Below are 20,956 nucleotides of genomic sequence, written 5' to 3' on the forward strand. Positions count from 1 at the left end.
GCGGATTTCATTTCTGCCTGTACTGACCTCTTCGCGAGTGAACGCGCTCCCACAGGTAGCGGGTATGGCATAAAATCCTGCCATCCGCTGCAACCGAGCCAACCATGTCCACCCTCCTCCAGCACGCACAAATCGACTGGGACGACCAGGGCCGCCCCCACTCGCGGCAATATGACGACGTCTATTTCGCGGTCAACGAAGGCATCGAAGAAACCAAGCATGTGTTCCTGGGCCAGACCCGCCTGGCCGAGCGCTTTGCCAACCTGGCGCCGCATGCCTGCAAGGTGATCGGCGAAACCGGTTTTGGCACCGGCATGAATTTTTTCTGCGCCTGGCAGCTGTTTGACCAGCACGCGCACCGCGACGCCCGCCTGCACTTCGTCAGTGTCGAGAAATACCCTCTCGGGCACGAAGACATGGCCCGGGCAGTGCGCCTTTGGCCGGAGCTTGCCGCCTACACAGAGCCATTGCTGGCGCAATATGTGGCAGTGCACCCGGGCTTTCAGCAGTTCACCTTCGCCGATGGCCGGGTCACCCTGACCTTGCTGATCGGCGACGTACTTGAGCAACTGCCGCAACTCGATGCGCAGGTCGATGTGTGGTTCCTCGATGGCTTCGCCCCTGCCAAAAACCCCGAGATGTGGACCCCGGAACTGTTCGCGCAACTGGCGCGGTTGTCGCAGCCGGGCACTGTGCTGGGCACCTTCACCACCACCGGCTGGGTCCGCCGCAGCCTGGTCGACGCCGGTTTCGCCATGAAGAAGGTGCCGGGCATCGGCAAGAAGTGGGAAGTGATGAGCGGCGCCTACGTCGGCCCCCAGCCCAGCCCAGGGGCACCTTGGTACGCACGTCCCGCCGTTACACAGGGACCGCGCGAGGCGCTGGTGATCGGTGCCGGGCTCGCCGGCAGCACAACGGCCGCCAGCCTGGCCCGACGCGGCTGGCAGGTGACCGTGGTGGAGCGCCACGGTGCCCCGGCACAGGAAGCTTCAGGCAACCCGCAAGGGGTGCTGTACCTCAAGCTGTCTGCCCATGGCACTGCGCTGTCGCAGGTGATCCTGTCCGGTTTCGGCTACACCCGGCGCCAGCTTGAACGCCTGCAGCGTGGCCGCGACTGGGATGCTTGCGGGGTGCTGCAACTGGCCTTCGACAGCAAGGAAGCTGAGCGCCAGGGCAAGCTGGCCGCCGCCTTCGACCACAACCTGCTGCACGCACTGCCGCGCACGGAGGCCGAAGTCGTCGCCGGGGTGGCGTTACCGGCCGGGGGGTTGTTCTACCCCGAAGGCGGCTGGGTGCATCCACCTGCGTTGTGCCAGGAGCAACTGCAGCACCCAGGGATTCGACTGGTCACCCATCAGGAAGTGCTCGAGCTGCGCAAGGTCGACCAGCAGTGGCAGGCTTGGGCGGGTGACCGCCTGATCGCCAGCGCGCCCGTGGTGATTCTGGCGAGTGCCGCCGAGGTAAAGCGCTTCGAGCCTTGCGCGCAGCTGCCGCTCAAGCGCATCCGGGGGCAGATCACCCGCTTGCCGGCCACCGCCAGCAGCCGGGCACTGCGCACCGTGGTGTGCGCGGAGGGCTACGTGGCGCCGCCACGCGAGGATGAACATACCCTGGGCGCGAGCTTTGACTTCCACAGCGAAGACTTGGCGCCGACGGTGGCCGAGCACCAGGGCAACCTGGCGTTGCTGAACGAGATTTCCCTCGACCTGGCGCAGCGCCTGGGCACAGTTGGGTTGGCCCCTGAGCAGTTGCAGGGGCGCGCGGCGTTCCGTTGTACCAGCCCGGACTACCTGCCGATCGTGGGGCCGGTAGCGGATGGACAGGCATTTGCCGAAACCTATGCGGTGCTGAGCCGGGATGCGCGGCAGGTGCCGGATGTGGCCTGCCCTTGGCTGGATGGGTTGTATGTGAACAGCGGGCATGGGTCGCGCGGGTTGATCACGGCGCCACTGAGTGGCGAGCTGGTGGCGGCCTCGGTATGTGGGGAGCCGCTGCCGTTGCCCCGGGCAGTGGCAGAGGCGTGTCATCCGAACCGGTTTGCCTTGCGTAAGCTGATTCGGGGGAAGTAATCGGCCGGGGGCCGCCGGCGATTGGGCCGCACAGCGGCCCCATATAACAAATCGTTCTAAAACTCTCAAAAAGCACGCCGGTCAGTTCCTTAAGGTGCCCTAATCCTGGGCGCCCCCTCCCCAACGGAAAAACCGGTAAGGACTTATGTGCGGATTAGCAGGAGAGTTGCGTTTCACCCCCCTCGACCAAGCCCCTCGCCCAGCCGACCTGGCTGCGGTAGAGCGCATCACCCATCACCTGGCGCCTCGCGGCCCGGATGCGTGGGGCTTCCATAGCCAAGGCCCGATCGCCCTCGGCCACCGACGCCTGAAAATCATGGACTTGTCCGACGGCTCGGCGCAACCGATGGTCGACAACACCTTGGGCCTGTCACTGGCCTTCAACGGTGCCATCTACAACTTCCCCGAACTGCGCCAGGAGCTGCAGGACCTGGGCTACAGCTTCTGGTCCGACGGCGACACCGAAGTACTGCTCAAGGGCTATCACGCCTGGGGCGCAGCCTTGCTGCCCAAGCTCAACGGCATGTTCGCCCTGGCCATCTGGGAGCGCGACAACCAGCGCCTGTTCCTGGCCCGCGACCGCCTGGGCGTCAAGCCCCTGTACCTGTCGCGCAACGGCGAGCGCCTGCGTTTTGCCTCGACCTTGCCAGCGCTGCTAAAGGGTGGCGATATCGACCCGATGCTCGACCCGGTGGCGCTCAACCATTACCTGAACTTCCACGCCGTGGTACCCGCGCCGCGCACGCTGCTGGCCAACGTGCAGAAGCTTGAACCCGGCACCTGGATGCGCGTCGACCGCCATGGCGAAGTGGAACGCCAGACCTGGTGGCAGCTGAAATACGGTGCCAACCCGGATGAGCGTGAGCTTGATCTGGAAGGCTGGACCACCCGCGTGCTCGACGCCACCCGCGACGCCGTGGCCATTCGCCAACGTGCTGCAGTGGACGTCGGCGTGCTGCTGTCCGGCGGTGTCGACTCCAGCCTGCTGGTCGGGCTGCTGCGCGAAGTCGGCGTGGACGACCTGTCGACATTCTCCATCGGGTTCGAAGATGCCGGTGGCGAACGTGGCGATGAGTTCCAGTATTCCGACCTGATCGCCAAACACTACGGTACCCGCCACCACCAGTTGCGCATTGCCGAACACGAGATCATCGACCAGTTGCCGGCTGCATTCCGCGCCATGAGCGAGCCGATGGTCAGCCACGACTGCATCGCCTTCTACCTGCTGTCGCGGGAAGTGGCCAAGCACTGCAAGGGCGTGCAAAGCGGCCAGGGCGCCGACGAGCTGTTTGCCGGTTATCACTGGTACCCGCAGGTGGACGGCGCCGATGACGCCTTTGCGGCTTACCGCGACGCGTTCTTCGACCGCAGCCATGCCGAGTACCGCGACACCGTGCAGGCGCCCTGGCTGCTGGACACCGACGCCGCCGGCGACTTTGTGCGCGAGCACTTCGCCCGCCCCGGTGCCCGCGACGCAGTGGACAAGGCCCTGCGGCTGGACAGCACGGTGATGCTGGTGGACGACCCGGTCAAGCGTGTGGACAACATGACCATGGCCTGGGGCCTGGAGGCGCGCACACCGTTCCTCGACTACCGCCTGGTGGAACTGTCGGCACGTATCCCGGCGCGCTTCAAGCTGCCCGATGGCGGCAAGCAGGTGCTCAAGCAGGCAGCACGACGGGTAATTCCCCATGAGGTGATTGACCGCAAGAAGGGCTACTTCCCGGTACCGGGCCTGAAGCACCTGGAAGGCGCCACCCTGGGCTGGGTGCGTGAGCTGCTGACCGACCCCAGCCAGGACCGTGGGCTGTTCAACCCGGCCATGCTCGACCGCCTGCTGAGCAACCCACACGGCCAGCTCACCCCACTGCGCGGCTCCAAGCTGTGGCAGCTGGCAGCGCTGAACCTGTGGTTGAGCGAACAAGGAATCTAACCCATGAAAGCCCATGAAATCGCTTACGGCCAGCGTCTGTTGCGCGGCCAGGCGCCGTCCTACGAGCGCCTGCAGGCGCGCCTGGCCGGCGATGGCAGCCAGCCCCATGACCAGCCTCGCGCGGTGCACTGTGGCTGGGGTCGATTGCTGATCGGCCATACCTACCCCGACCCGGTCAGCCTGGCCGAAGAGCTGCTGGACGAACGCCCTGGCGAGCGCGACATCGCCCTGTACGTGGCCGCGCCGCAGCAGTTGCTGGCCCAGGCCCCTCAGCAGCTGTTCCTTGACCCGTCCGACACCCTGCGCCTGTGGTTTACCGACTACCGGCCGGCGCAGCGGGTGTTCCGCGGCTTTCGCGTGCGCCGGGCGCAAAACCCGGCCGACTGGCAGGCCATCAACACCCTGTATCAGGCACGCAGCATGCTGCCGGTAGACCCAGACCTGCTTACCCCCAGGCACCTGGGCGGCCCGGTGTACTGGCTGGCCGAGGACGAAGACAGTGGCGCAGTGATTGGCAGCGTCATGGGCCTGAACCATGCCAAGGCGTTCGACGACCCGGAACACGGCAGCAGCCTGTGGTGCCTGGCTGTAGACCCGCACTGCACCCGCCCCGGCGTGGGCGAGGTGCTGGTGCGCCACCTGATCGAGCACTTCATGAGCCGTGGCCTGGCCTACCTCGACCTGTCGGTCTTGCACGACAACCGCCACGCCAAGCGCCTGTACCAGAAGCTGGGTTTTCGCAACCTGCCCACCTTTGCGGTCAAACGCAAGAACGGCATCAACCAGCAGCTGTTCCTGGGCCCGGGCCCTGAGGCCGAGCTGAACCCCTACGCCCGCATCATCGTCGATGAGGCCCTGCGCCGGGGCATCGACGTGCAAGTGGATGACGCCGCTGGCGGCCTGTTCACCCTGAGCCTTGGCGGGCGCCGCATTCGCTGCCGTGAATCGCTCAGCGACCTGACCAGTGCCGTGACCATGACCCTGTGCCAGGACAAACGCCTGACCCAGCATGCCCTGCACAACGCCGGGCTGCAGGTGCCAGCGCAGCAGCTGGCCGGCAATGCAGACGACAACCTGGCGTTTCTCGACGAGCATGGCGCGGTGGTGGTCAAACCGGTCGATGGCGAGCAAGGCCAAGGCGTGGCGGTGAACCTGACCTGCATTGACGAGATCACCCGCGCCGCTGAGCACGCCCGCCAGTTCGACAGCCGCGTACTGCTGGAGAGCTTCCATGCCGGGTTCGACCTGCGCATCGTGGTAATCGGCTACGAGGTGGTGGCCGCGGCCGTTCGCCACCCTGCCCAGGTGCTGGGTGACGGCAAGCACAGCATCCGCCAGCTGATCGAAGCCCAGAGCCGTCGCCGCCAGGCCGCCACCGGTGGCGAAAGCCGCATTCCGCTGGACGGCGAAACCGAGCGCACAGTGCGTGCAGCGGGCTTTGCCTATGACGATGTATTGCCAGCCGGGCAGCGCCTGGCGGTACGGCGCACCGCCAACCTGCACACCGGCGGCACCCTGGAAGATGTGACCGAACGCCTGCACCCGGTGCTGGCCGACGCTGCCGTGCGCGCTGCACGGGCGCTGGAGATTCCGGTGGTTGGGCTGGACTTCATGGTGCGTGATGCCGGGCAGCCTGAATACGTGATCATCGAGGCCAACGAACGTGCCGGGTTGGCCAACCATGAACCGCAGCCAACCGCCGAGCGCTTTATCGACCTGCTGTTTCCGCATAGCCGGGCCTTGGCGTGAATCAATGACGGCCTCTTCGCGGGGCAAGCCTGTTCCCACAGGTCAGTGCTGGACTTGAGAGCCACCGTGGACCTGTGGGAGCGGGCTTGCCCCGCGAAGAGGCCGATGAAGGAGTACATATGCCTGAGCACTACCCCGAGCCCGATCTCGACTACCTCAAACGAGTGCTGCTGGAGATGCTCGCCATCCCCAGCCCCACCGGTTTCACCGACACCATCGTGCGCTACGTGGCCGAACGCCTGGACGAACTGGGTATCCCCTTCGAGTTGACCCGTCGCGGCACCATACGCGCCACCCTCAAGGGGCGGCAGTCATCCCCCGACCGGGCCGTATCGGCCCATCTGGATACCATCGGCGCCAGCGTGCGCCAACTGCAGGACAACGGGCGCCTGGCCCTGGCGCCGGTCGGCTGCTGGTCCAGCCGCTTCGCCGAAGGCAGCCGGGTCAGCGTGTTCACCGACACGGGGGTCGTGCGCGGCAGCGTGCTGCCGTTGATGGCCAGCGGGCATGCCTTCAACACCGCCATCGACCAGATGCCGGTCAGCTGGGACCACGTGGAGCTGCGCCTGGACGCCTACTGCGCCACCCGGGCCGACTGCGAGGCGCTGGGCGTGAGCATTGGTGACTTCGTCGCCTTCGACCCGCTGCCCGAGTTCACCGAAAGCGGCCACATAAGCGCCCGCCACCTGGATGACAAGGCCGGCGTAGCAGCGTTGCTGGCGGCGCTGAAGGCGGTGGTGGAAAGCGGCCAACAACCGTTGATCGATTGCCACCCGCTGTTCACCATTACCGAAGAGACCGGCTCGGGTGCCGCGGGTGCCCTGCCTTGGGATGTCAGCGAATTCGTTGGTATCGACATCGCCCCGGTGGCACCCGGGCAGGCCTCCAGCGAGCATGCGGTCAGCGTGGCCATGCAAGACTCTTCGGGGCCCTATGACTACCACCTGTCCCGGCATTTGCTGAAACTGGCCGGCGACCACGACCTGCCGGTACGGCGCGACCTGTTCCGCTATTACTTCAGCGATGCCCATTCGGCGGTAACGGCGGGGCATGACATTCGTACCGCGCTGGTGGCGTTTGGTTGCGATGCCACCCATGGCTACGAACGCACGCACATCGACAGCCTTGCGGCGTTGAGCCGGCTGCTGTCGGCGTACCTGTTGAGCCCGCCCGTGTTTGCCAGCGACTCGCAGCCGGCCAATGCCTCGCTTGAAAGGTTCAGCCACCAGCTGGAGCACGATGCGCAGATGGAGAGCGACACGCGGGTGCCGGCGGTGGACAGCCTGGTTGGCAATAAAGGCTGATGGCCTGGGGGCTGCTTTGCAGCCCCAAATGCCCGAACGTTTCGCGTAGCATTGCCCACACTTACTTCAGAACCTGCCCACCATGCTGATCCCCTACGAGCAACTGCAAGCCGAAACCTTGACCCGCCTGATTGAGGACTTCGTCACCCGCGATGGCACCGACAATGGCGACGACACCCCGCTGGAAACCCGTGTGCTTCGGGTACGCCAGGCGTTGGCCAAAGGCCAGGCGTTCATCCTGTTCGACCCGGAAAGCCAGCAGTGCCAATTGCTGGCCAAGCATGATGTGCCCCGCGAGCTGCTCGATTAGCACGCCAAGCCCGCGATGAGGTCAGCACTGGCAACCTCAAGCCCTGCGGGCCTTACGCTGACCTGCCTCCTTGATGCGCCTGTAGACCTCGGCACGATGCACTGACACCGCCTTCGGGGCGTCGATCCCGAAGCGCACCACCCCGTCACGCGTTTCTACCACCATGATCCGGATGTCATCGCCAATCACGATGACCTCCCCCACTTCGCGTCCTATTACCAGCATGTTCCGCTCCTCCAGCGAAAGGGAAAAACGGAGCGTGCATCGCGGGCATTCACCTACTCAATAGCTCCACAGCAAATCAGAAGCACCCTACATTCGCGGGTAATTTCCCCTACAGACCATTCACTTCGAATGCCCTCTGGCGCGCATTTTTACCGCCATTTTCGCCATTTCTTCATACAGCCGCTCAGGCGCCTGCCGCTTCAACGCCCAAGCTTCGCGCCCGGCTTCGTGGGGCAGGATCAGGAACTCGCCAGCGGCCACCTGCTGATGCATGTAGTCAGCTATGTCCGACGCACTGATCGGCGAGCCTTCCAGCAGCTTGCCCACTTGCGCTTTCATTGCCGGGTTGGGCCCGCGGAACGAGTCCAGCAGGTTGGTCTGAAAGAACGACGGGCACACCACGTGCACCGCCACCTCCAGTTGGCGCAACTCCACCAGCAGGCTCTCTGACAAAGCCAGTACACCGGCCTTGGCCACGTTGTAGTTGCTCATGCCCGGGCCCTGCATCAACGCGGCCATCGAGGCGATATTGATGATGCGCCCCTTGCTGCGCTCCAGCAGCGGCAGGAAGGCCTTGCAGCCTTTGACCACCCCCATCAGGTTGACCGCAATCTGCCAGTCCCAGTCTTCCAGCGACAGTTCAGCGAAGAAGCCGCCCGAAGCGACACCTGCGTTGTTGACGATCACATCGATGCCGCCGAGCTGCTCGGTGCAGGCCTGGGCCATGGCCGTCAGCTGGCTGTAATCGCGGACGTCGCAGCGCTGGAAGAAGCCGTCGCCGCCGGCAGCGCGTACCAGCTCCAGGGTTTCGCGCAGGCCGGCTTCGTTGACATCGGCCAGCGCCACGCGCCAGCCCTCACGCGCCCAGCGCAGGGCGATCTCGCGACCGAGGCCGGACCCGGCGCCAGTGATCATGATGCGGTTTTGCATGGTGGCTGGCCTTGTTCTGGTGAGGGTGCAACGAGTCTAAACAAGGCCGAGTGGGCAGGCAGGGTTCATCAGGCTAGTGAATGGGCGGGCATGACTGTGTGGTCAGTACCGGCCCGGCGCGGCGAAGAATCCCATACCGGCAATACTCAAATGGAATCTTTGCCAAGCGGCAACAGTCCGACTTTACAAGAGGCCAGCAATCCGAGGCCCTTTACCCTCAACTACGCAAGGACTCCGTCATGACCACGATTCTCATCATCATCCTGATCCTGTTGCTGATTGGTGGCTTACCGGTCTTCCCGCACTCGCGCAGCTGGGGCTATGGCCCGTCTGGCATCGTTGGCGCCGTGCTGGTGATTCTGCTGGTGCTGTTGTTATTGGGCATGATATGAGCCTGTCCGCCTGAACTTGGGGGCTACTGGGCCTTTGTTATCAGCAGCCCCCCTGAAATGCAGAACGCCCCGGCAAGCGGGGCGTTCTGCATTTCAGGGGGGCTGCTACAGCATCAGTGGGAAACCGCCCCGCTGGCACCCAGGCCAGTCTGCGAACGCACGAACTGCGGGTAGAACAGCGCACGCTCGTCGTCAGCCGCCTTGGACTTGTCGGTGACCGAGAAGAACCAGATGCTGACGAAGGCAATGGCCATCGAGAACAGCGCCGGGTACTCGTACGGGTAGATCGGTTTTTCGTGGCCGAGGATCTGCACCCAGATGGTCGGGCCGAGGATCATCAGCGTCACCGCACTCACCAGGCCCAGCCAGCCGCCGATCATGGCGCCGCGGGTGGTCAGCTTCTTCCAGTACATCGAAAGCAGCAGTACCGGGAAGTTGCAGCTGGCGGCAATGGAGAACGCCAGGCCAACCATGAAGGCGATGTTCTGTTTCTCGAACAGGATGCCCAAGCCGATCGCCAGCACGCCCAGGGCGATGGTGGTGATCTTCGACACGCGGATTTCGTCCTTGTCGTTGGCCTTGCCCTTGCGCCATACGCTGGCGTACAGGTCGTGGGACACCGCCGAGGCACCGGCCAGGGTCAGGCCGGCAACCACTGCCAGGATGGTGGCAAAGGCCACTGCCGAAATGAAGCCGAGGAAGATGCTGCCACCCACGGCATCGGCCAGGTGCACCGCGGCCATGTTGTTGCCGCCCAACAGGGCGCCGGCGGCGTCCTTGAAGTCCGGGTTGGTGCTGACCAGCAGGATCGCGCCAAAGCCGATGATGAAGGTGAGAATGTAGAAGTAACCGATGAAGCCGGTAGCGTAAAGCACGCTCTTGCGGGCTTCCTTGGCATCACTGACGGTAAAGAAGCGCATCAGGATGTGCGGCAGGCCGGCGGTACCGAACATCAGCGCCAGGCCCAGCGAGAAGGCCGAGATCGGGTCCTTGACCAGGCCACCCGGGCTCATGATCGCCTCACCCTTGCTGTGCACCTTGATCGCTTCCGAGAAGAGGGTGTTGAAGTCGAAGCCTACGTGCTTCATCACCATCAGCGCCATGAAGCTGGCACCGGACAGCAGCAGCACGGCCTTGATGATTTGTACCCAGGTGGTGGCCAGCATGCCGCCGAACAGCACATACAGGCACATCAGGATCCCCACCAGGATCACCGCGACGTGGTAGTCCAGGCCGAACAACAGTTCGATCAGCTTGCCGGCACCGACCATCTGCGCGATCAGGTAGAACGCCACCACCACCAGCGAACCGGAGGCCGACAGGGTACGGATTTCCTTCTGCCCAAGGCGGTACGAGGCCACGTCGGCAAAGGTGTACTTGCCGAGGTTACGCAGGCGCTCGGCAATCAGGAAGAGAATGATGGGCCAGCCGACCAAAAAGCCGATCGAGTAGATCAGGCCATCGTAGCCAGAGGTGAACACCAGGGCGGAAATACCCAGGAAGGAGGCAGCCGACATGTAGTCGCCGGCAATCGCCAGGCCGTTCTGGAAGCCGGTGATCTTGCCACCGGCAGCATAGTAGTCCGCCGCCGACTTGTTGCGTTTGGAGGCCCAGTAGGTAATACCGAGGGTGAAGGCGACGAAGGCCACGAACATGGCAATCGCGGCAACGTTCAGCGGCTGTTTCTGCACCTCGCCGGTCAGGGCATCGGCTGCCCACACGGCGGGTGCAAAGGCTCCGCAGGCCAGGACGGCCAGGGCTTTGGCGTGACGAGTCATTGTTGCGCCTCCTTGAGGATGGCCTTGTTCAGCTCATCGAATTCGCCGTTGGCGCGGCGTACGTAGATGGCGGTCAGGACAAATGCCGAAACGATCAGGCCGACGCCCAGGGGAATGCCCCAGGTGATCGACGACTCAGGGCTGAGCTTGGCGCCCAGCAGATGAGGACCGTAGGCGATCAGGAGGATGAAACCGCAGTACAGGCCGAGCATGATCGCCGAGAGAACCCAGGCGAACCGTTCGCGTTTGGTGACCAGCTCCTTGAAACGGGGGCTGTTTTGTATCGAGAGGTAAATGCTGTCGTTCATTGTTTTTGTCCTAGCAGCACAGGTAGGGGTGAAACCCACGCCCTTACTTTATGCGGCTGTTGGACGGCAACCAGACGACCTTAGTCTTAGATGCAACGGTGTTTTACCGGTTGCGTAACAAAGAAAAGATGGGGGCAGGGCTGGAATGGGACCGGCTTCGGTTTAGCGGTCGGGCATAAAAGGAGCGCCGCCCGCGCGGCGCTCGATCTAACTGGCGCTAAAAAAACAACGGCAAACGCTACTTACCCGTCCACTCCTTCACGCGATCAGGGTGCTTGGCCACCCAATCCTTGGCCGCCGCTTCAGGCTTGGCCCCTTCCTGAATCGCCAGCATCACCTCGCCAATCTCGTCCTTGGACTTCCAACTGAACTTCTTCAGGAACTCCGCCACTTCTGGTGCCTTGGTAGCCAGTTCCTTGCTGCCGATGCTGTTCACGGTTTCTGCCGCGCCATACACGCCTTTCGGGTCTTCGAGGAACTTGAGTTTCCACTTGGCGAACATCCAGTGCGGGACCCAGCCGGTCACTGCAATCGACTGCTGCTTGGCATAGGCACGGCCCAGTTCCGCAGTCATCGCCGCGCCCGAGCTGGCCTGCAGCTTGTAACCCGTCAGGTCGTAGTCCTTGATCGCCTGGTCGGTCTTGAGCATCACGCCGGAGCCCGCGTCGATGCCAACAATCTTCTGCTTGAAGCTACTATCGGTCTTGAGGTCAGCGATGCTCGCCGCCTTGACGTACTCGGGGACGATCAGGCCGATCTTGGCGTCCTTGAAGTTGGCGCCATAGTCGACCACGTTGTCCTTGTTCTTGGCCCAGTACTCACCATGCGTCACCGGCAACCAGGCGGACAACATGGCATCGAGCTTGCCGGTTGCCACACCCTGCCACATGATCCCTGTGGCCACAGCCTGCAACTTCACGTCGTAGCCGAGTTTTTGCTTGATCACTTCGGCGGCCACGTTGGTGGTCGCCACGCTGTCGGCCCAACCATCCACGTAACCAATGCTTACTTCTTTAGCCATTGCCTGTGCAGCGCCCATGGCCATTACCAGGGCGGTGCCCACACCCAGGAACCGTCGCATTTTTTTCAAAGTCGCCATCAAAGCATCCCCTCGTCAGGTCTTGGAGATTGCATCATCTGCCTGCAATACAGGTCGACCTGATCCAGCAGCGACCTGCACCCGCCCCATATGCGACAGCACTGTGCCATTAGCGTCATTGGCCTACACCCGCCTGCGCGATCCTTGCATGCCAAAGCTTTGGCGCCGGGCTACTATCTACCCTTTTGCGCCTGACGATGGACCGCCCGATGCCCAGTTCTGCCCGCCTGTTGCTGCCGCTTTACCTGCTTGCCTGCCTGCTGGCCCTGGCCGGGCTCGCCGGGCTCTGGTACGGGCTTGGCAAGCCGGCGCACCTGCCCGATGCGGCCAGCCCGACGCACAAGTTGCAATGCGCGTCGTACACGCCGTTCGACAAGGACCAGTCGCCGTATGACCAGCCGTTTCGCCTGCGCCCGGCACGGATGGACGCCGACCTTGCCTTGCTGGCTGAGCGTTTCCAGTGCATCCGCACCTATTCCATGACCGGCCTTGAGGCCATCCCGGCGCTGGCCCGCAAGCATGGGCTGAAAGTGATGCTGGGCGCCTGGGTGAACGCTCACCCGGCCGACACCGACCGGGAAATCGACTTGCTGATCGCCACCGCCAACGCCAACCCCGATGTGGTCAGCGCGGTAATCGTGGGCAACGAGACATTGCTGCGCAAAGAAGTTACCGGCGCGCACCTGGCCAAGCTGATCGCCCGGGTGAAAAGCCAGGTCAAGGTGCCCGTGACCTACGCGGATGTGTGGGAGTTCTGGCTGCAGCACCCGCAGGTGGCGCCAGCGGTGGATTTTTTGACCATACACCTGCTGCCCTACTGGGAAGACGACCCGCGCGGCATTGACGATGCACTGGCCCACGTCGCCGATGTGCGGCGGGTATTCGGCACGCGCTTTGCGCCCAAGGACATCCTGATTGGCGAAACCGGCTGGCCCAGCGAAGGCCGCCAGCGCGAGACCGCCGTACCCAGCCGCGTCAACGAGGCGCGCTTCATCCGCGGTTTTGTAACCTTGGCCGAAAGCAACGGCTGGCACTACAACCTGATCGAAGCGTTCGACCAGCCATGGAAGCGTGCCAATGAAGGGGCGGTAGGCGGTTACTGGGGGCTTTACGATGCCGACCGGCAGGACAAGGGCATACTGGAGGGGCCGGTCAGCAACCTGCAGGACTGGCCGCAGTGGTTGCTGGCCAGTGCACTGTTGATGGCGGGCATGTTGTTGCTTGCCGGGCGCCCCGCCAGCCCGCAGGCTGCCTTGTTGCTGCCATTGCTGGCGGCGTTTGGCGCGGGTTGCCTGGGGCTGTGGGGCGAGCTGATGCGCACCCATGCACGCTTTGCCGGGGAGTGGCTGTGGGCCGTTGCACTGGCCGGGCTGAACCTACTGGTGCTGGCCCATGCGCTGCTGGCGTTGGCGCAACGTGCCGGTTGGCGCATGCGCTTGTTCGCCTGGCTGCAGGCGCAGGCCGGCTGGCTGTTGCTGGCGGCGGGCTTTGCCGCGGCGGTGAGCATGCTGGCAATGGTGTTCGACCCGCGCTACCGTAGCTTCCCCAGCGCCGCGCTGGCGTTGCCGGCGCTGGTGTATGTGCTGTGGCCGGTGCCCGCGCGGCGGGCGGAGGTGGCGTTGCTCGCGTTCATTGTCGGGGCCGGGGTGGCGCCGCAGTTGTTCGTGGAAGGGCTGGAAAACCAGCAGGCCTGGGGTTGGGCGGTAGTGAGTGTGTTGATGACAGCCGCATTGTGGCGCAGCTTGCGGGTGCGCCAGGCTTGATGACCGGGGGCCGCTTCGCGCCCCTGTCAGCCGTGCTGCGGTCTCCTGACCAGGCGCAACCCCGCCAACACCAGCGCAAACACGGCAATGCTGGCGGTATACAGCACCAGCGCCGGCACCGCGAATACCAATGCCAACACCGCCAGCCACCAGCCGGCCCGCGCAGGCACGAACTGCGACAGCAGCGCCAGGCCCAGCCCGCCCCAGGCCAGCACCTGGTGGTGAATGCCTAGCCCCAGCAGCGAGCGCACCTCGCACTGCCAGTACGCCGCAGGCAATGTGCACAGCCCTACCCACTGGCCATCCTCCATCAGCCCATAACGCACGCCATAACTGGCAGCGAGCCACAGCCCCAGAAACAGCAAGAGCAGCGCAGCCGGCACTGAACGAGACATCCTGTTCTCCAATAGCGGTAATCGAAAGCATCCATGATCGCTTATGCCCGGTTGTAAGGCAAAATCACAACCCTGCAGCTATGTTGCAAATAACAAGCACACCAAAGGCCACCGCCACTGGCAACTTTGCCCGGTTGGCTGTGGTCCTAGCCTGCACACTGCTCGACCTTGCGTTCTTTTGGGGGATTACATGCATCGATCTTTGCGCCTCGCTGCCCTGCTGGGTAGCCTGCTCATGGCGGTGGCCGCTTCAGCGCGGGATATCGACGCTGCCAGCTACGGCTACCCCTTGACCAACCCGTTCGAGGCGACCATCGCCACCACGCCGCCGGATCAGCGGCCTACCCTGCCCAGCGACGAGGACATCACCCAGTCGGACTACAGCCTCAACCTGCGCCCCGAGCGTGAATTCACGTTGCCCGACAATTTCTGGGCCGTGAAAAAGCTCAAATACCGCCTGGCCCGCCAAGACCGCGAAGCGCCGCTTATCTTCATTATTGCCGGCACCGGCGCACCGTACACCAGCAGCATCAACGAATACCTGAAAAAGCTGTTCTACCAGGCCGGCTTCCACGTGGTGCAACTGTCGTCGCCCACCAGCTACGACTTCATGAGCGCCGCGTCACGCTTTGCCACCCCCGGCGTCAGCCGGGAAGACGCCGAGGACATGTACCGGGTAATGCAGGCCGTGCGCGCCCAGCATCCACGCCTGCCGGTCAGCGATTTCTACCTCACCGGCTACAGCCTGGGTGCGCTCGACGCCGCGTTCGTCAGCCACCTGGACGAAACCCGCCGCAGTTTCAACTTCAAGCGCGTGCTGCTGCTGAACCCGCCGGTCAACCTGTACACCTCGATCAACAACCTGGACAAACTGGTGCAGACCCAGGTCAAGGGCATCGATCGCAGTACCACCTTCTATGAGCTGATGCTGACCAAACTGACGCGCTACTTCCAGGACAAAGGCTACATCGACCTGAACGACGCCCTGCTTTATGACTTCCAGCAGTCGAAACAGCACCTGTCCAACGAACAGATGGCCATGCTGATCGGCACTTCGTTCCGGTTCTCGGCAGCGGACATTGCCTTCACTTCCGACCTGATCAACCGCCGCGGCCTGATCATTCCGCCGAAGTTCCCGATCACCGAAGGCAGCAGCCTCACGCCGTTCTTCAAGCGTGCCCTGCAATGCGACTTTGACTGCTACATGACCGAACAGGTAATCCCCATGTGGCGCGCCCGCACCGATGGCAACAGCATCTTGCAACTGGTCAACCAGACCAGCCTGTATGCCCTGGAAGACTACCTGCGTGACAGTGACAAGATCGCCGTGATGCACAACGCTGACGATGTCATTCTCGGCCCGGGCGACATCGGTTTCCTGCGCAAGGTGTTCGGTGACCGGCTGACCCTCTACCCCCATGGCGGCCATTGCGGCAACCTCAACTATCGCGTCAACAGTGACGCCATGCTGGAGTTCTTCCGTGGTTAACAAACTCCTCTTCGCCACTGCCTTGCTTGCCGCTGGCCACACCCTGGCCGCCGAGACCGCGCCCCGGGCCAGCGTGGTCGAGGCCGACCCGCAGGTGATCGGTACCGCTCCACTGGTGCCCGAAGCCGATGGTTTCATCGACCCGCTGCGCGAGCTGAAATTCAACCCGGGGCTGGACCAGCGCGAGTTCGAGCGTTCAACCCTGGAAGCACTGAACGTGTACGACCCGCTGGAGTCGATCAACCGGCGCGTGTATCACTTCAACTACCGGCTGGACCAGTGGGTGCTGCTGCCACTGGTGAATGGGTACCAATACGTCACGCCACGCTTCGTGCGCACGGGGGTGAGCAACTTCTTCAACAACCTCGGCGACGTGCCAAACCTGCTCAATAGCGTGTTGCAGCTCAAGCCCAAGCGCTCGGCCGAGATCACGGCACGGCTGATGTTCAACACCCTCATCGGCGTGGGTGGGCTATGGGACCCGGCGACCAGCATGGGCCTGCCGCGCCAGAGCGAGGACTTTGGCCAGACCTTGGGCTTCTATGGCGTACCGGAGGGGCCGTACCTGATGCTGCCGCTGCTGGGGCCATCGAACCTGCGCGATACCACCGGGCTGGTGGTGGACTATGCCGGCGAGCAGGCGATCAATTACCTGAACGTGGCCGAAGCCAGCACCGACCACCCGGAAATCTTCGCGCTGCGCGTGGTGGACAAGCGCTACACCACCAACTTCCGCTATGGCCAGCTGAACTCGCCTTTCGAATACGAAAAAGTGCGGTATGTGTACACCCAGGCGCGCAAGTTGCAGATAGCGGAGTAAACCTGCTGCGGCCCGATCGCCGGTACAGGCAACATTAAATTCCGAGGAACTGACACAGCTCCCGCTTCTTGGCCAGGGCATCCTTGCGCCCCAGTTCGATCAGCTCACTGCAATAGCTGGCCTCGAACAGCAGATAGCTCAACACCCCCGCCCCGCTGGTGCGGGTAGCCCCTGGCCCACGCAGGAACAGGCGCAACGCCGCCGGGAGCTCACGCCGGTGCCGGGCGGCGATCTCATCCAACGGCTGGCTGGGGGCTACCACCAGCACCTCGACTGGGGCCAGCCCCAGGCGCCGGGCATCCAGATGCGCCGGCAGCAGCCGGCTCAGGTGGTTCAGCCGCTGCAGCAGCTCGATGTCGTCTTCCAGGCTGTCAATGAACGTGCTGTTAAGCAAGTGCCCACCAATCTGCGCCAGGCTGGGCTGCTGCCCGCTGAACACGCGCTGAGTGGGCAAGGGCGGCGCTGGCCGCTGCGGGTTGCCGCTGACCCCGACCACCAGCACCCGGCTGGCGCCCAGGTGCAGGGCTGGGCTGATCGGCGCTGACTGGCGCACCGCGCCATCACCGTAGAATTCGTCGCCCAGCTGCACCGGGGCAAACAGCAGTGGAATGGCCGCGCTGGCCAGCAGGTGGTCGATGGTCAATGGCGTGGGCACACCGATGCGGCGGTGGCGTAGCCAGGCTTCGATGGTGCCGCGCCCTTGGTAGAAGGTGACCGCCTGGCCAGACTCGTAGCCAAAGGCGGTGACGGCCACCGCGTTCAACTGCTCGGCGGCCAGGGAATGGCCGATGCCATCCAGGTTCAGGTGTGCCTCCAGCAGGCTGCGCAAGGGGCTGCTGTCCAGCAGCGCTACTGGCGCCTGGCCGCCCAGCCCCAGCAGGCTGTGGCCGACAAAACGGCTGGCCTGACGGACTACGCCGGGCCAGTCGCTGCGGATGACCAGATGGCTGCGAAAGTTCTGCCAGAAGGCGGTTAGACGCTGCACGGCGTCGTTGAAGTGGGTGGCGCCGCTGGCCAGGGTGACGGCATTGATGGCACCGGCAGAGGTGCCGACGATGACCGGGAACGGATTATGTGCGCCGGCGGGCAGCAGCTCGGCGATGCCGGCCAATACGCCGACCTGATAGGCGGCGCGGGCGCCGCCGCCAGAAAGGATAAGACCGGTTACCGGGGGTGGGGCCATGGCTTCCTTCCTGGATTCACTTGGTCAGTACCGGCCTCTTCGCGGGGCAAGCCCGCTCCCACAGGTTCCCTGCTCCCTCAGGCCGTGTAGAAAACCCGTGGGAGCGGGCTTGCCCCGCGAGGGGCCGGCACTCACAGCACAAATTTCAGCGCTTTTTCTTGTCATACAGCCGCGGCGCACCCTCGGGCCGCGACTTGAACCGGCGGTGCGCCCACAGGTACTGCTCGGGGCACTCGCGCAACACACGCTCGACCCACTGGTTGATGCGCAGGCAGTCGGCCTCTTCGCTTTCGCCGGGAAAGTCCGCCAACGGCGGGTGGATGACCAGACGATAGCCGCTGCCATCCTCCAGGCGCTTCTGGGTGAACGGAATCACCTGTGCCTTGCCCAATCGGGCGAACTTGGTGGTGGCGGTTACCGTCGCCGCCGGGATGCCGAACAGCAGCACGAAAATGCTCTGCTTGGCCCCGTAGTCCTGGTCCGGTGCGTACCAGATCGCCCGGCCCGAACGCAGCAGCTTGAGCATGCCGCGCACGTCCTCGCGCTCCACCGCCAGCGAATCGAGGTTATGCCGCTCGCGGCCGCTGCGCTGGATGAAGTCGAACAGCGCATTGCCGTGCTCACGATACATGCCGTCGATGGTGTGCTGTTGGCCCAGCAGTGCGGCGCCGATTTCCAGGGTGGTAAAGTGCACGGCCATGAGGATGGCGCCCTGCCCCGCCTGCTGGGCGGCCTGCAGGTGCTCCAGCCCCTCGATATGGGCCAGGCGCGCCAGCCTGGCCTTGGGCCACCACCAGCTCATGGCCATTTCGAAGAAGGCGATACCGGTAGAAGCGAAGTTGGCCTTGAGCAAACGCCGCCGTTCGTCGACCGACAGCTCCGGGAAGCACAGCTCTAGGTTGCGGGCGGCAATGCGCCGACGCTCGCCGGCAAAGCAATACATCACGGCCCCCAACGCGGCACCGGCTTTCAACAGGACCCGGTACGGCAACTGGACCACCAGCCACAGCAGGCCCAGGCCCAGCCACAGGCCCCAGAACTTTGGGTGAAGGAAATAGGGGCGAAAACGCGGGCGTTCCATTGAAGCTTCCGGAAAGACAAAGGCTGCGCATTCTACAACGGATCAGCGTATGTTGCGGGCAACCGGTGTTCTCGTTATAAATCAGGGCACTTTTTTCGCAACAAGCCGTCTATGCAGACCATGAGCCCAAACCACACACCCGACACCGCCTCCGTGTTCCAGCTCAAGGGCAGCATGCTCGCCATCACAGTGCTGGAACTGGCGCGCAATGACCTTGAAGGCCTCGACCGCCAGCTGGCGGCCAAAGTTGCCCAGGCACCGAATTTCTTCAGCAATACGCCACTGGTGCTGGCGCTGGACAAGCTGCCGGCCGGCGAAGGGGCAATCGACCTGCCAGGCTTGATGCGTATCTGCCGCCACCATGGCCTGCGTACCCTGGCCATCCGCGCCAATCGCATCGAGGACATTGCAGCCGCCATCGCCATCGACCTGCCGGTGCTGCCACCGTCCGGCGCCCGCGAGCGGCCGCTGGAGCCGGAACCCGAGGTTGTCAAAAAACCCGAGCCGGCCCCCGTGCCACCACCCGCCCCCGAGCCCGAGGTGCGCCCGACCCGGATCATTACCGCGCCAGTGCGCGGCGGCCAGCAGATCTACGCGCAAGGTGGCGATCTGATCGTTACCGCCTCGGTCAGCCCGGGCGCGGAACTTCTGGCCGATGGCAACATCCATGTGTACGGCGCCATGCGCGGGCGCGCCCTGGCCGGCATCAAAGGCAACACCAAAGCGCGTATCTTCTGCCAGCAGATGACCGCCGAAATGGTCTCCATCGCAGGCCAGTACAAGGTTTGCGAAGACCTGCGCCGCGACCCTCTGTGGGGCACCGGTGTGCAAGTCAGCCTGTCCGGTGATGTGTTGAACATCACCCGTCTTTAACGGATACTTGCCGTCATTTTCAGAGCAACTTTTTTAACTGTTGCCGTTTTTATGCTTTTTGCCGGGACACGTGTCCCGACTTATTTTAGGGGTGAAACACCTTGGCCAAGATTCTCGTGGTTACTTCCGGCAAGGGGGGTGTGGGCAAGACCACCACCAGCGCCGCCATTGGTACCGGCCTCGCACTGCGTGGCCACAAGACCGTCATCGTCGACTTCGACGTGGGCCTGCGTAACCTCGACCTGATCATGGGCTGCGAGCGCCGCGTGGTGTACGACTTCGTCAACGTGGTCAACGGCGAGGCCAACCTCCAGCAGGCGTTGATCAAGGACAAGCGCCTTGAGAACCTGTTCGTGCTGGCCGCCAGCCAGACCCGTGACAAGGACGCGCTGACCCAGGAAGGCGTAGAAAAGGTGCTGATGGAGCTGAAGGAAACCTTCGACTACGTCATCTGCGACTCGCCGGCCGGTATCGAGAAAGGCGCACACCTGGCCATGTACTTCGCAGACGAAGCCATTGTGGTCACCAACCCCGAAGTGTCCTCGGTACGTGACTCCGATCGCATGCTGGGCATCCTGTCGAGCAAATCGCGTCGCTCCGAAAAAGGCGAAGAGCCCATCAAGGAACACCTGCTGATCACCCGTTACCACCCCGAGCGCGTGGAAAAGGGCGAAATGCTGAGCATCGCCGACGTCGAAGAGATCCTGGCGATCAAGCTCAAGGGCGTGATTCCCGAGTCTCAGGCCGTGCTCAAGGCTTCCAACCAGGGTATCCCGGTCATCCTCGACGACCAGAGCGACGCTGGCCAGGCGTACAGCGATACCGTCGACCGCCTGCTGGGCAAAGAAAAACCCCTGCGGTTCATCGAAGTGCCGAAGCAAGGATTCTTCGCGCGACTGTTTGGAGGCAAGTAAACCATGAACCTTTTTGACTTCTTTCGTGGCAGACAGAAACAGACCAGCGCGTCGGTAGCGAAAGAGCGTCTACAGATCATCGTGGCGCACGAGCGCGGCCAACGCAGCGAGCCGGACTACCTGCCGGCGCTGCAGAAAGAACTGCTGGAAGTGATCCGCAAGTATGTGAACATCGGCAACGATGACGTGCACATCGAGCTGGAAAACCAAGGCAGCTGCTCGATTCTGGAGCTGAACATCACCCTGCCGGATCGCTGATCTGGCTGAAAGCCGGGGCTGCTTTGCAGCCCATTCGCGGCACAAGGCCGCGCCTACAAGGGATCGCGTTCCCCTGTAGGCGC

General features: G+C 63.6%; 20 protein-coding genes. 12 read left to right on the forward strand and 8 right to left on the reverse strand.

All coding sequences use genetic code 11. From position 1 onward, the window contains the following. Window positions 1-104: 104 nt before the first annotated feature. The 5 genes from mnmC to LU684_RS19565 all read left to right on the forward strand — a co-directional run bounded on the left by mnmC (window position 105) and on the right by LU684_RS19565 (window position 7,365). Window positions 105-2,069 (forward strand): bifunctional tRNA (5-methylaminomethyl-2-thiouridine)(34)-methyltransferase MnmD/FAD-dependent 5-carboxymethylaminomethyl-2-thiouridine(34) oxidoreductase MnmC, encoded by a 1,965-nt coding sequence (gene mnmC, locus LU684_RS19545; RefSeq protein ID WP_232894937.1) that lies wholly within the window; start codon window positions 105-107, stop codon window positions 2,067-2,069. Between the two features lie 145 nt (window positions 2,070-2,214). After that, window positions 2,215-4,002, forward strand: a complete 1,788-nt coding sequence (locus LU684_RS19550) for an N-acetylglutaminylglutamine amidotransferase (RefSeq protein ID WP_016485339.1) — start codon at window positions 2,215-2,217, stop codon at window positions 4,000-4,002. Between the two features lie 3 nt (window positions 4,003-4,005). Continuing rightward, a complete protein-coding gene (gene ngg, locus LU684_RS19555; RefSeq protein WP_232894938.1) occupies window positions 4,006-5,751 on the forward strand; it encodes an N-acetylglutaminylglutamine synthetase in 1,746 nt (581 codons plus the stop codon). A 119-nt stretch (window positions 5,752-5,870) separates the two neighbouring features. Next, window positions 5,871-7,055 carry an osmoprotectant NAGGN system M42 family peptidase gene (locus LU684_RS19560; protein WP_232894939.1) on the forward strand — a complete coding sequence of 395 codons (1,185 nt, stop codon included), beginning with the start codon at window positions 5,871-5,873 and terminating at the stop codon, window positions 7,053-7,055. A gap of 82 nt (window positions 7,056-7,137) precedes the next feature. Next, complete coding sequence (locus LU684_RS19565) at window positions 7,138-7,365, forward strand: YheU family protein (protein WP_009682864.1); 228 nt, start codon at window positions 7,138-7,140, stop codon at window positions 7,363-7,365. A 36-nt stretch (window positions 7,366-7,401) separates the two neighbouring features. Here LU684_RS19565 and csrA read toward each other — a convergent pair whose 3' ends face one another. Beyond that, window positions 7,402-7,590, reverse strand: coding sequence for a carbon storage regulator CsrA (gene csrA / locus LU684_RS19570; RefSeq protein WP_016485336.1), 189 nt, complete (start codon window positions 7,588-7,590; stop codon window positions 7,402-7,404). Between the two features lie 120 nt (window positions 7,591-7,710). Beyond that, window positions 7,711-8,520 carry an SDR family oxidoreductase gene (locus LU684_RS19575; protein ID WP_232894940.1) on the reverse strand — a complete coding sequence of 270 codons (810 nt, stop codon included), beginning with the start codon at window positions 8,518-8,520 and terminating at the stop codon, window positions 7,711-7,713. Between the two features lie 239 nt (window positions 8,521-8,759). Between LU684_RS19575 and LU684_RS19580 the strand changes: the two genes are divergently transcribed. Then, window positions 8,760-8,912 (forward strand): DUF3309 family protein, encoded by a 153-nt coding sequence (locus LU684_RS19580; protein WP_016485334.1) that lies wholly within the window; start codon window positions 8,760-8,762, stop codon window positions 8,910-8,912. A gap of 113 nt (window positions 8,913-9,025) precedes the next feature. Here LU684_RS19580 and LU684_RS19585 read toward each other — a convergent pair whose 3' ends face one another. The 3 genes from LU684_RS19585 to LU684_RS19595 form a co-directional block, all read right to left on the reverse strand. Beyond that, entirely contained in the window at window positions 9,026-10,690 is a 1,665-nt protein-coding gene (locus LU684_RS19585) for a cation acetate symporter (RefSeq protein ID WP_232894941.1), read from the reverse strand. After that, on the reverse strand, window positions 10,687-10,998 hold the full coding sequence (locus LU684_RS19590) for a DUF485 domain-containing protein (RefSeq protein ID WP_016485332.1): 312 nt from the start codon (window positions 10,996-10,998) through the stop codon (window positions 10,687-10,689). Before LU684_RS19590 ends, LU684_RS19585 begins: the two co-directional genes overlap by 4 nt. Before the next feature lie 238 nt (window positions 10,999-11,236). Then, complete coding sequence (locus LU684_RS19595; RefSeq protein ID WP_016485331.1) at window positions 11,237-12,097, reverse strand: glycine betaine ABC transporter substrate-binding protein; 861 nt, start codon at window positions 12,095-12,097, stop codon at window positions 11,237-11,239. Between the two features lie 197 nt (window positions 12,098-12,294). Here LU684_RS19595 and LU684_RS19600 point away from each other — a divergent pair, with 197 nt between their 5' ends. After that, window positions 12,295-13,860 (forward strand): glycoside hydrolase family 17 protein, encoded by a 1,566-nt coding sequence (locus tag LU684_RS19600; protein ID WP_191087354.1) that lies wholly within the window; start codon window positions 12,295-12,297, stop codon window positions 13,858-13,860. Between the two features lie 26 nt (window positions 13,861-13,886). Here the strand turns inward: LU684_RS19600 and LU684_RS19605 are convergent, their stop codons facing one another. After that, window positions 13,887-14,255, reverse strand: coding sequence for a hypothetical protein (locus tag LU684_RS19605; RefSeq protein WP_145913258.1), 369 nt, complete (start codon window positions 14,253-14,255; stop codon window positions 13,887-13,889). Between the two features lie 190 nt (window positions 14,256-14,445). Here LU684_RS19605 and LU684_RS19610 point away from each other — a divergent pair, with 190 nt between their 5' ends. Together LU684_RS19610 and LU684_RS19615 are read left to right on the forward strand one after the other, a co-directional pair. After that, window positions 14,446-15,744: a serine protein kinase PrkA gene (locus tag LU684_RS19610; protein ID WP_016485328.1), complete on the forward strand. Its 1,299-nt coding sequence runs from the start codon at window positions 14,446-14,448 to the stop codon at window positions 15,742-15,744. 73 nt (window positions 15,745-15,817) lie between these two features. Further along, window positions 15,818-16,564: an MlaA family lipoprotein gene (locus LU684_RS19615; protein WP_049870369.1), complete on the forward strand. Its 747-nt coding sequence runs from the start codon at window positions 15,818-15,820 to the stop codon at window positions 16,562-16,564. A 34-nt stretch (window positions 16,565-16,598) separates the two neighbouring features. Here LU684_RS19615 and LU684_RS19620 read toward each other — a convergent pair whose 3' ends face one another. Together LU684_RS19620 and LU684_RS19625 are read right to left on the reverse strand one after the other, a co-directional pair. Continuing rightward, window positions 16,599-17,747, reverse strand: coding sequence for a patatin-like phospholipase family protein (locus LU684_RS19620; protein ID WP_095117064.1), 1,149 nt, complete (start codon window positions 17,745-17,747; stop codon window positions 16,599-16,601). A 145-nt stretch (window positions 17,748-17,892) separates the two neighbouring features. Next, window positions 17,893-18,828 carry a lipid A biosynthesis lauroyl acyltransferase gene (locus LU684_RS19625; protein WP_232894942.1) on the reverse strand — a complete coding sequence of 312 codons (936 nt, stop codon included), beginning with the start codon at window positions 18,826-18,828 and terminating at the stop codon, window positions 17,893-17,895. 111 nt (window positions 18,829-18,939) lie between these two features. On the opposite strand from LU684_RS19625, the gene minC reads away from it, so the two are divergent. The 3 genes from minC (at window position 18,940) to minE (ending at window position 20,873) form a co-directional block, all read left to right on the forward strand. Beyond that, a complete protein-coding gene (gene minC / locus LU684_RS19630) occupies window positions 18,940-19,701 on the forward strand; it encodes a septum site-determining protein MinC (RefSeq protein WP_060518719.1) in 762 nt (253 codons plus the stop codon). Window positions 19,702-19,802: 101 nt separating this feature from the next. Then, complete coding sequence (gene minD / locus LU684_RS19635) at window positions 19,803-20,615, forward strand: septum site-determining protein MinD (protein ID WP_016485323.1); 813 nt, start codon at window positions 19,803-19,805, stop codon at window positions 20,613-20,615. A gap of 3 nt (window positions 20,616-20,618) precedes the next feature. Next, window positions 20,619-20,873: a cell division topological specificity factor MinE gene (gene minE / locus LU684_RS19640; protein ID WP_003252572.1), complete on the forward strand. Its 255-nt coding sequence runs from the start codon at window positions 20,619-20,621 to the stop codon at window positions 20,871-20,873. Window positions 20,874-20,956: the final 83 nt, after the last annotated feature.

It is taken from the genome of Pseudomonas sp. NMI542_15 (genome assembly GCF_021283425.1).
Classification (GTDB): Bacteria; Pseudomonadota; Gammaproteobacteria; order Pseudomonadales; family Pseudomonadaceae; genus Aquipseudomonas; species Aquipseudomonas fortuita.

What these genes read in the sequence shown, in the direction of transcription:
- mnmC (WP_232894937.1), top strand. Translation starts at nt 105, where the DNA reads ATGTCCACCCTCCTCCAGCACGCACAAATCGACTGGGACGACCAGGGC.
- LU684_RS19550 (WP_016485339.1), top strand. Translation starts at nt 2,215, where the DNA reads ATGTGCGGATTAGCAGGAGAGTTGCGTTTCACCCCCCTCGACCAAGCC.
- ngg (WP_232894938.1), top strand. Translation starts at nt 4,006, where the DNA reads ATGAAAGCCCATGAAATCGCTTACGGCCAGCGTCTGTTGCGCGGCCAG.
- LU684_RS19560 (WP_232894939.1), top strand. Translation starts at nt 5,871, where the DNA reads ATGCCTGAGCACTACCCCGAGCCCGATCTCGACTACCTCAAACGAGTG.
- LU684_RS19565 (WP_009682864.1), top strand. Translation starts at nt 7,138, where the DNA reads ATGCTGATCCCCTACGAGCAACTGCAAGCCGAAACCTTGACCCGCCTG.
- csrA (WP_016485336.1), bottom strand. Translation starts at nt 7,590, where the DNA reads ATGCTGGTAATAGGACGCGAAGTGGGGGAGGTCATCGTGATTGGCGAT.
- LU684_RS19575 (WP_232894940.1), bottom strand. Translation starts at nt 8,520, where the DNA reads ATGCAAAACCGCATCATGATCACTGGCGCCGGGTCCGGCCTCGGTCGC.
- LU684_RS19580 (WP_016485334.1), top strand. Translation starts at nt 8,760, where the DNA reads ATGACCACGATTCTCATCATCATCCTGATCCTGTTGCTGATTGGTGGC.
- LU684_RS19585 (WP_232894941.1), bottom strand. Translation starts at nt 10,690, where the DNA reads ATGACTCGTCACGCCAAAGCCCTGGCCGTCCTGGCCTGCGGAGCCTTT.
- LU684_RS19590 (WP_016485332.1), bottom strand. Translation starts at nt 10,998, where the DNA reads ATGAACGACAGCATTTACCTCTCGATACAAAACAGCCCCCGTTTCAAG.
- LU684_RS19595 (WP_016485331.1), bottom strand. Translation starts at nt 12,097, where the DNA reads ATGGCGACTTTGAAAAAAATGCGACGGTTCCTGGGTGTGGGCACCGCC.
- LU684_RS19600 (WP_191087354.1), top strand. Translation starts at nt 12,295, where the DNA reads ATGGACCGCCCGATGCCCAGTTCTGCCCGCCTGTTGCTGCCGCTTTAC.
- LU684_RS19605 (WP_145913258.1), bottom strand. Translation starts at nt 14,255, where the DNA reads ATGTCTCGTTCAGTGCCGGCTGCGCTGCTCTTGCTGTTTCTGGGGCTG.
- LU684_RS19610 (WP_016485328.1), top strand. Translation starts at nt 14,446, where the DNA reads ATGCATCGATCTTTGCGCCTCGCTGCCCTGCTGGGTAGCCTGCTCATG.
- LU684_RS19620 (WP_095117064.1), bottom strand. Translation starts at nt 17,747, where the DNA reads ATGGCCCCACCCCCGGTAACCGGTCTTATCCTTTCTGGCGGCGGCGCC.
- LU684_RS19625 (WP_232894942.1), bottom strand. Translation starts at nt 18,828, where the DNA reads ATGGAACGCCCGCGTTTTCGCCCCTATTTCCTTCACCCAAAGTTCTGG.
- minC (WP_060518719.1), top strand. Translation starts at nt 18,940, where the DNA reads ATGCAGACCATGAGCCCAAACCACACACCCGACACCGCCTCCGTGTTC.
- minE (WP_003252572.1), top strand. Translation starts at nt 20,619, where the DNA reads ATGAACCTTTTTGACTTCTTTCGTGGCAGACAGAAACAGACCAGCGCG.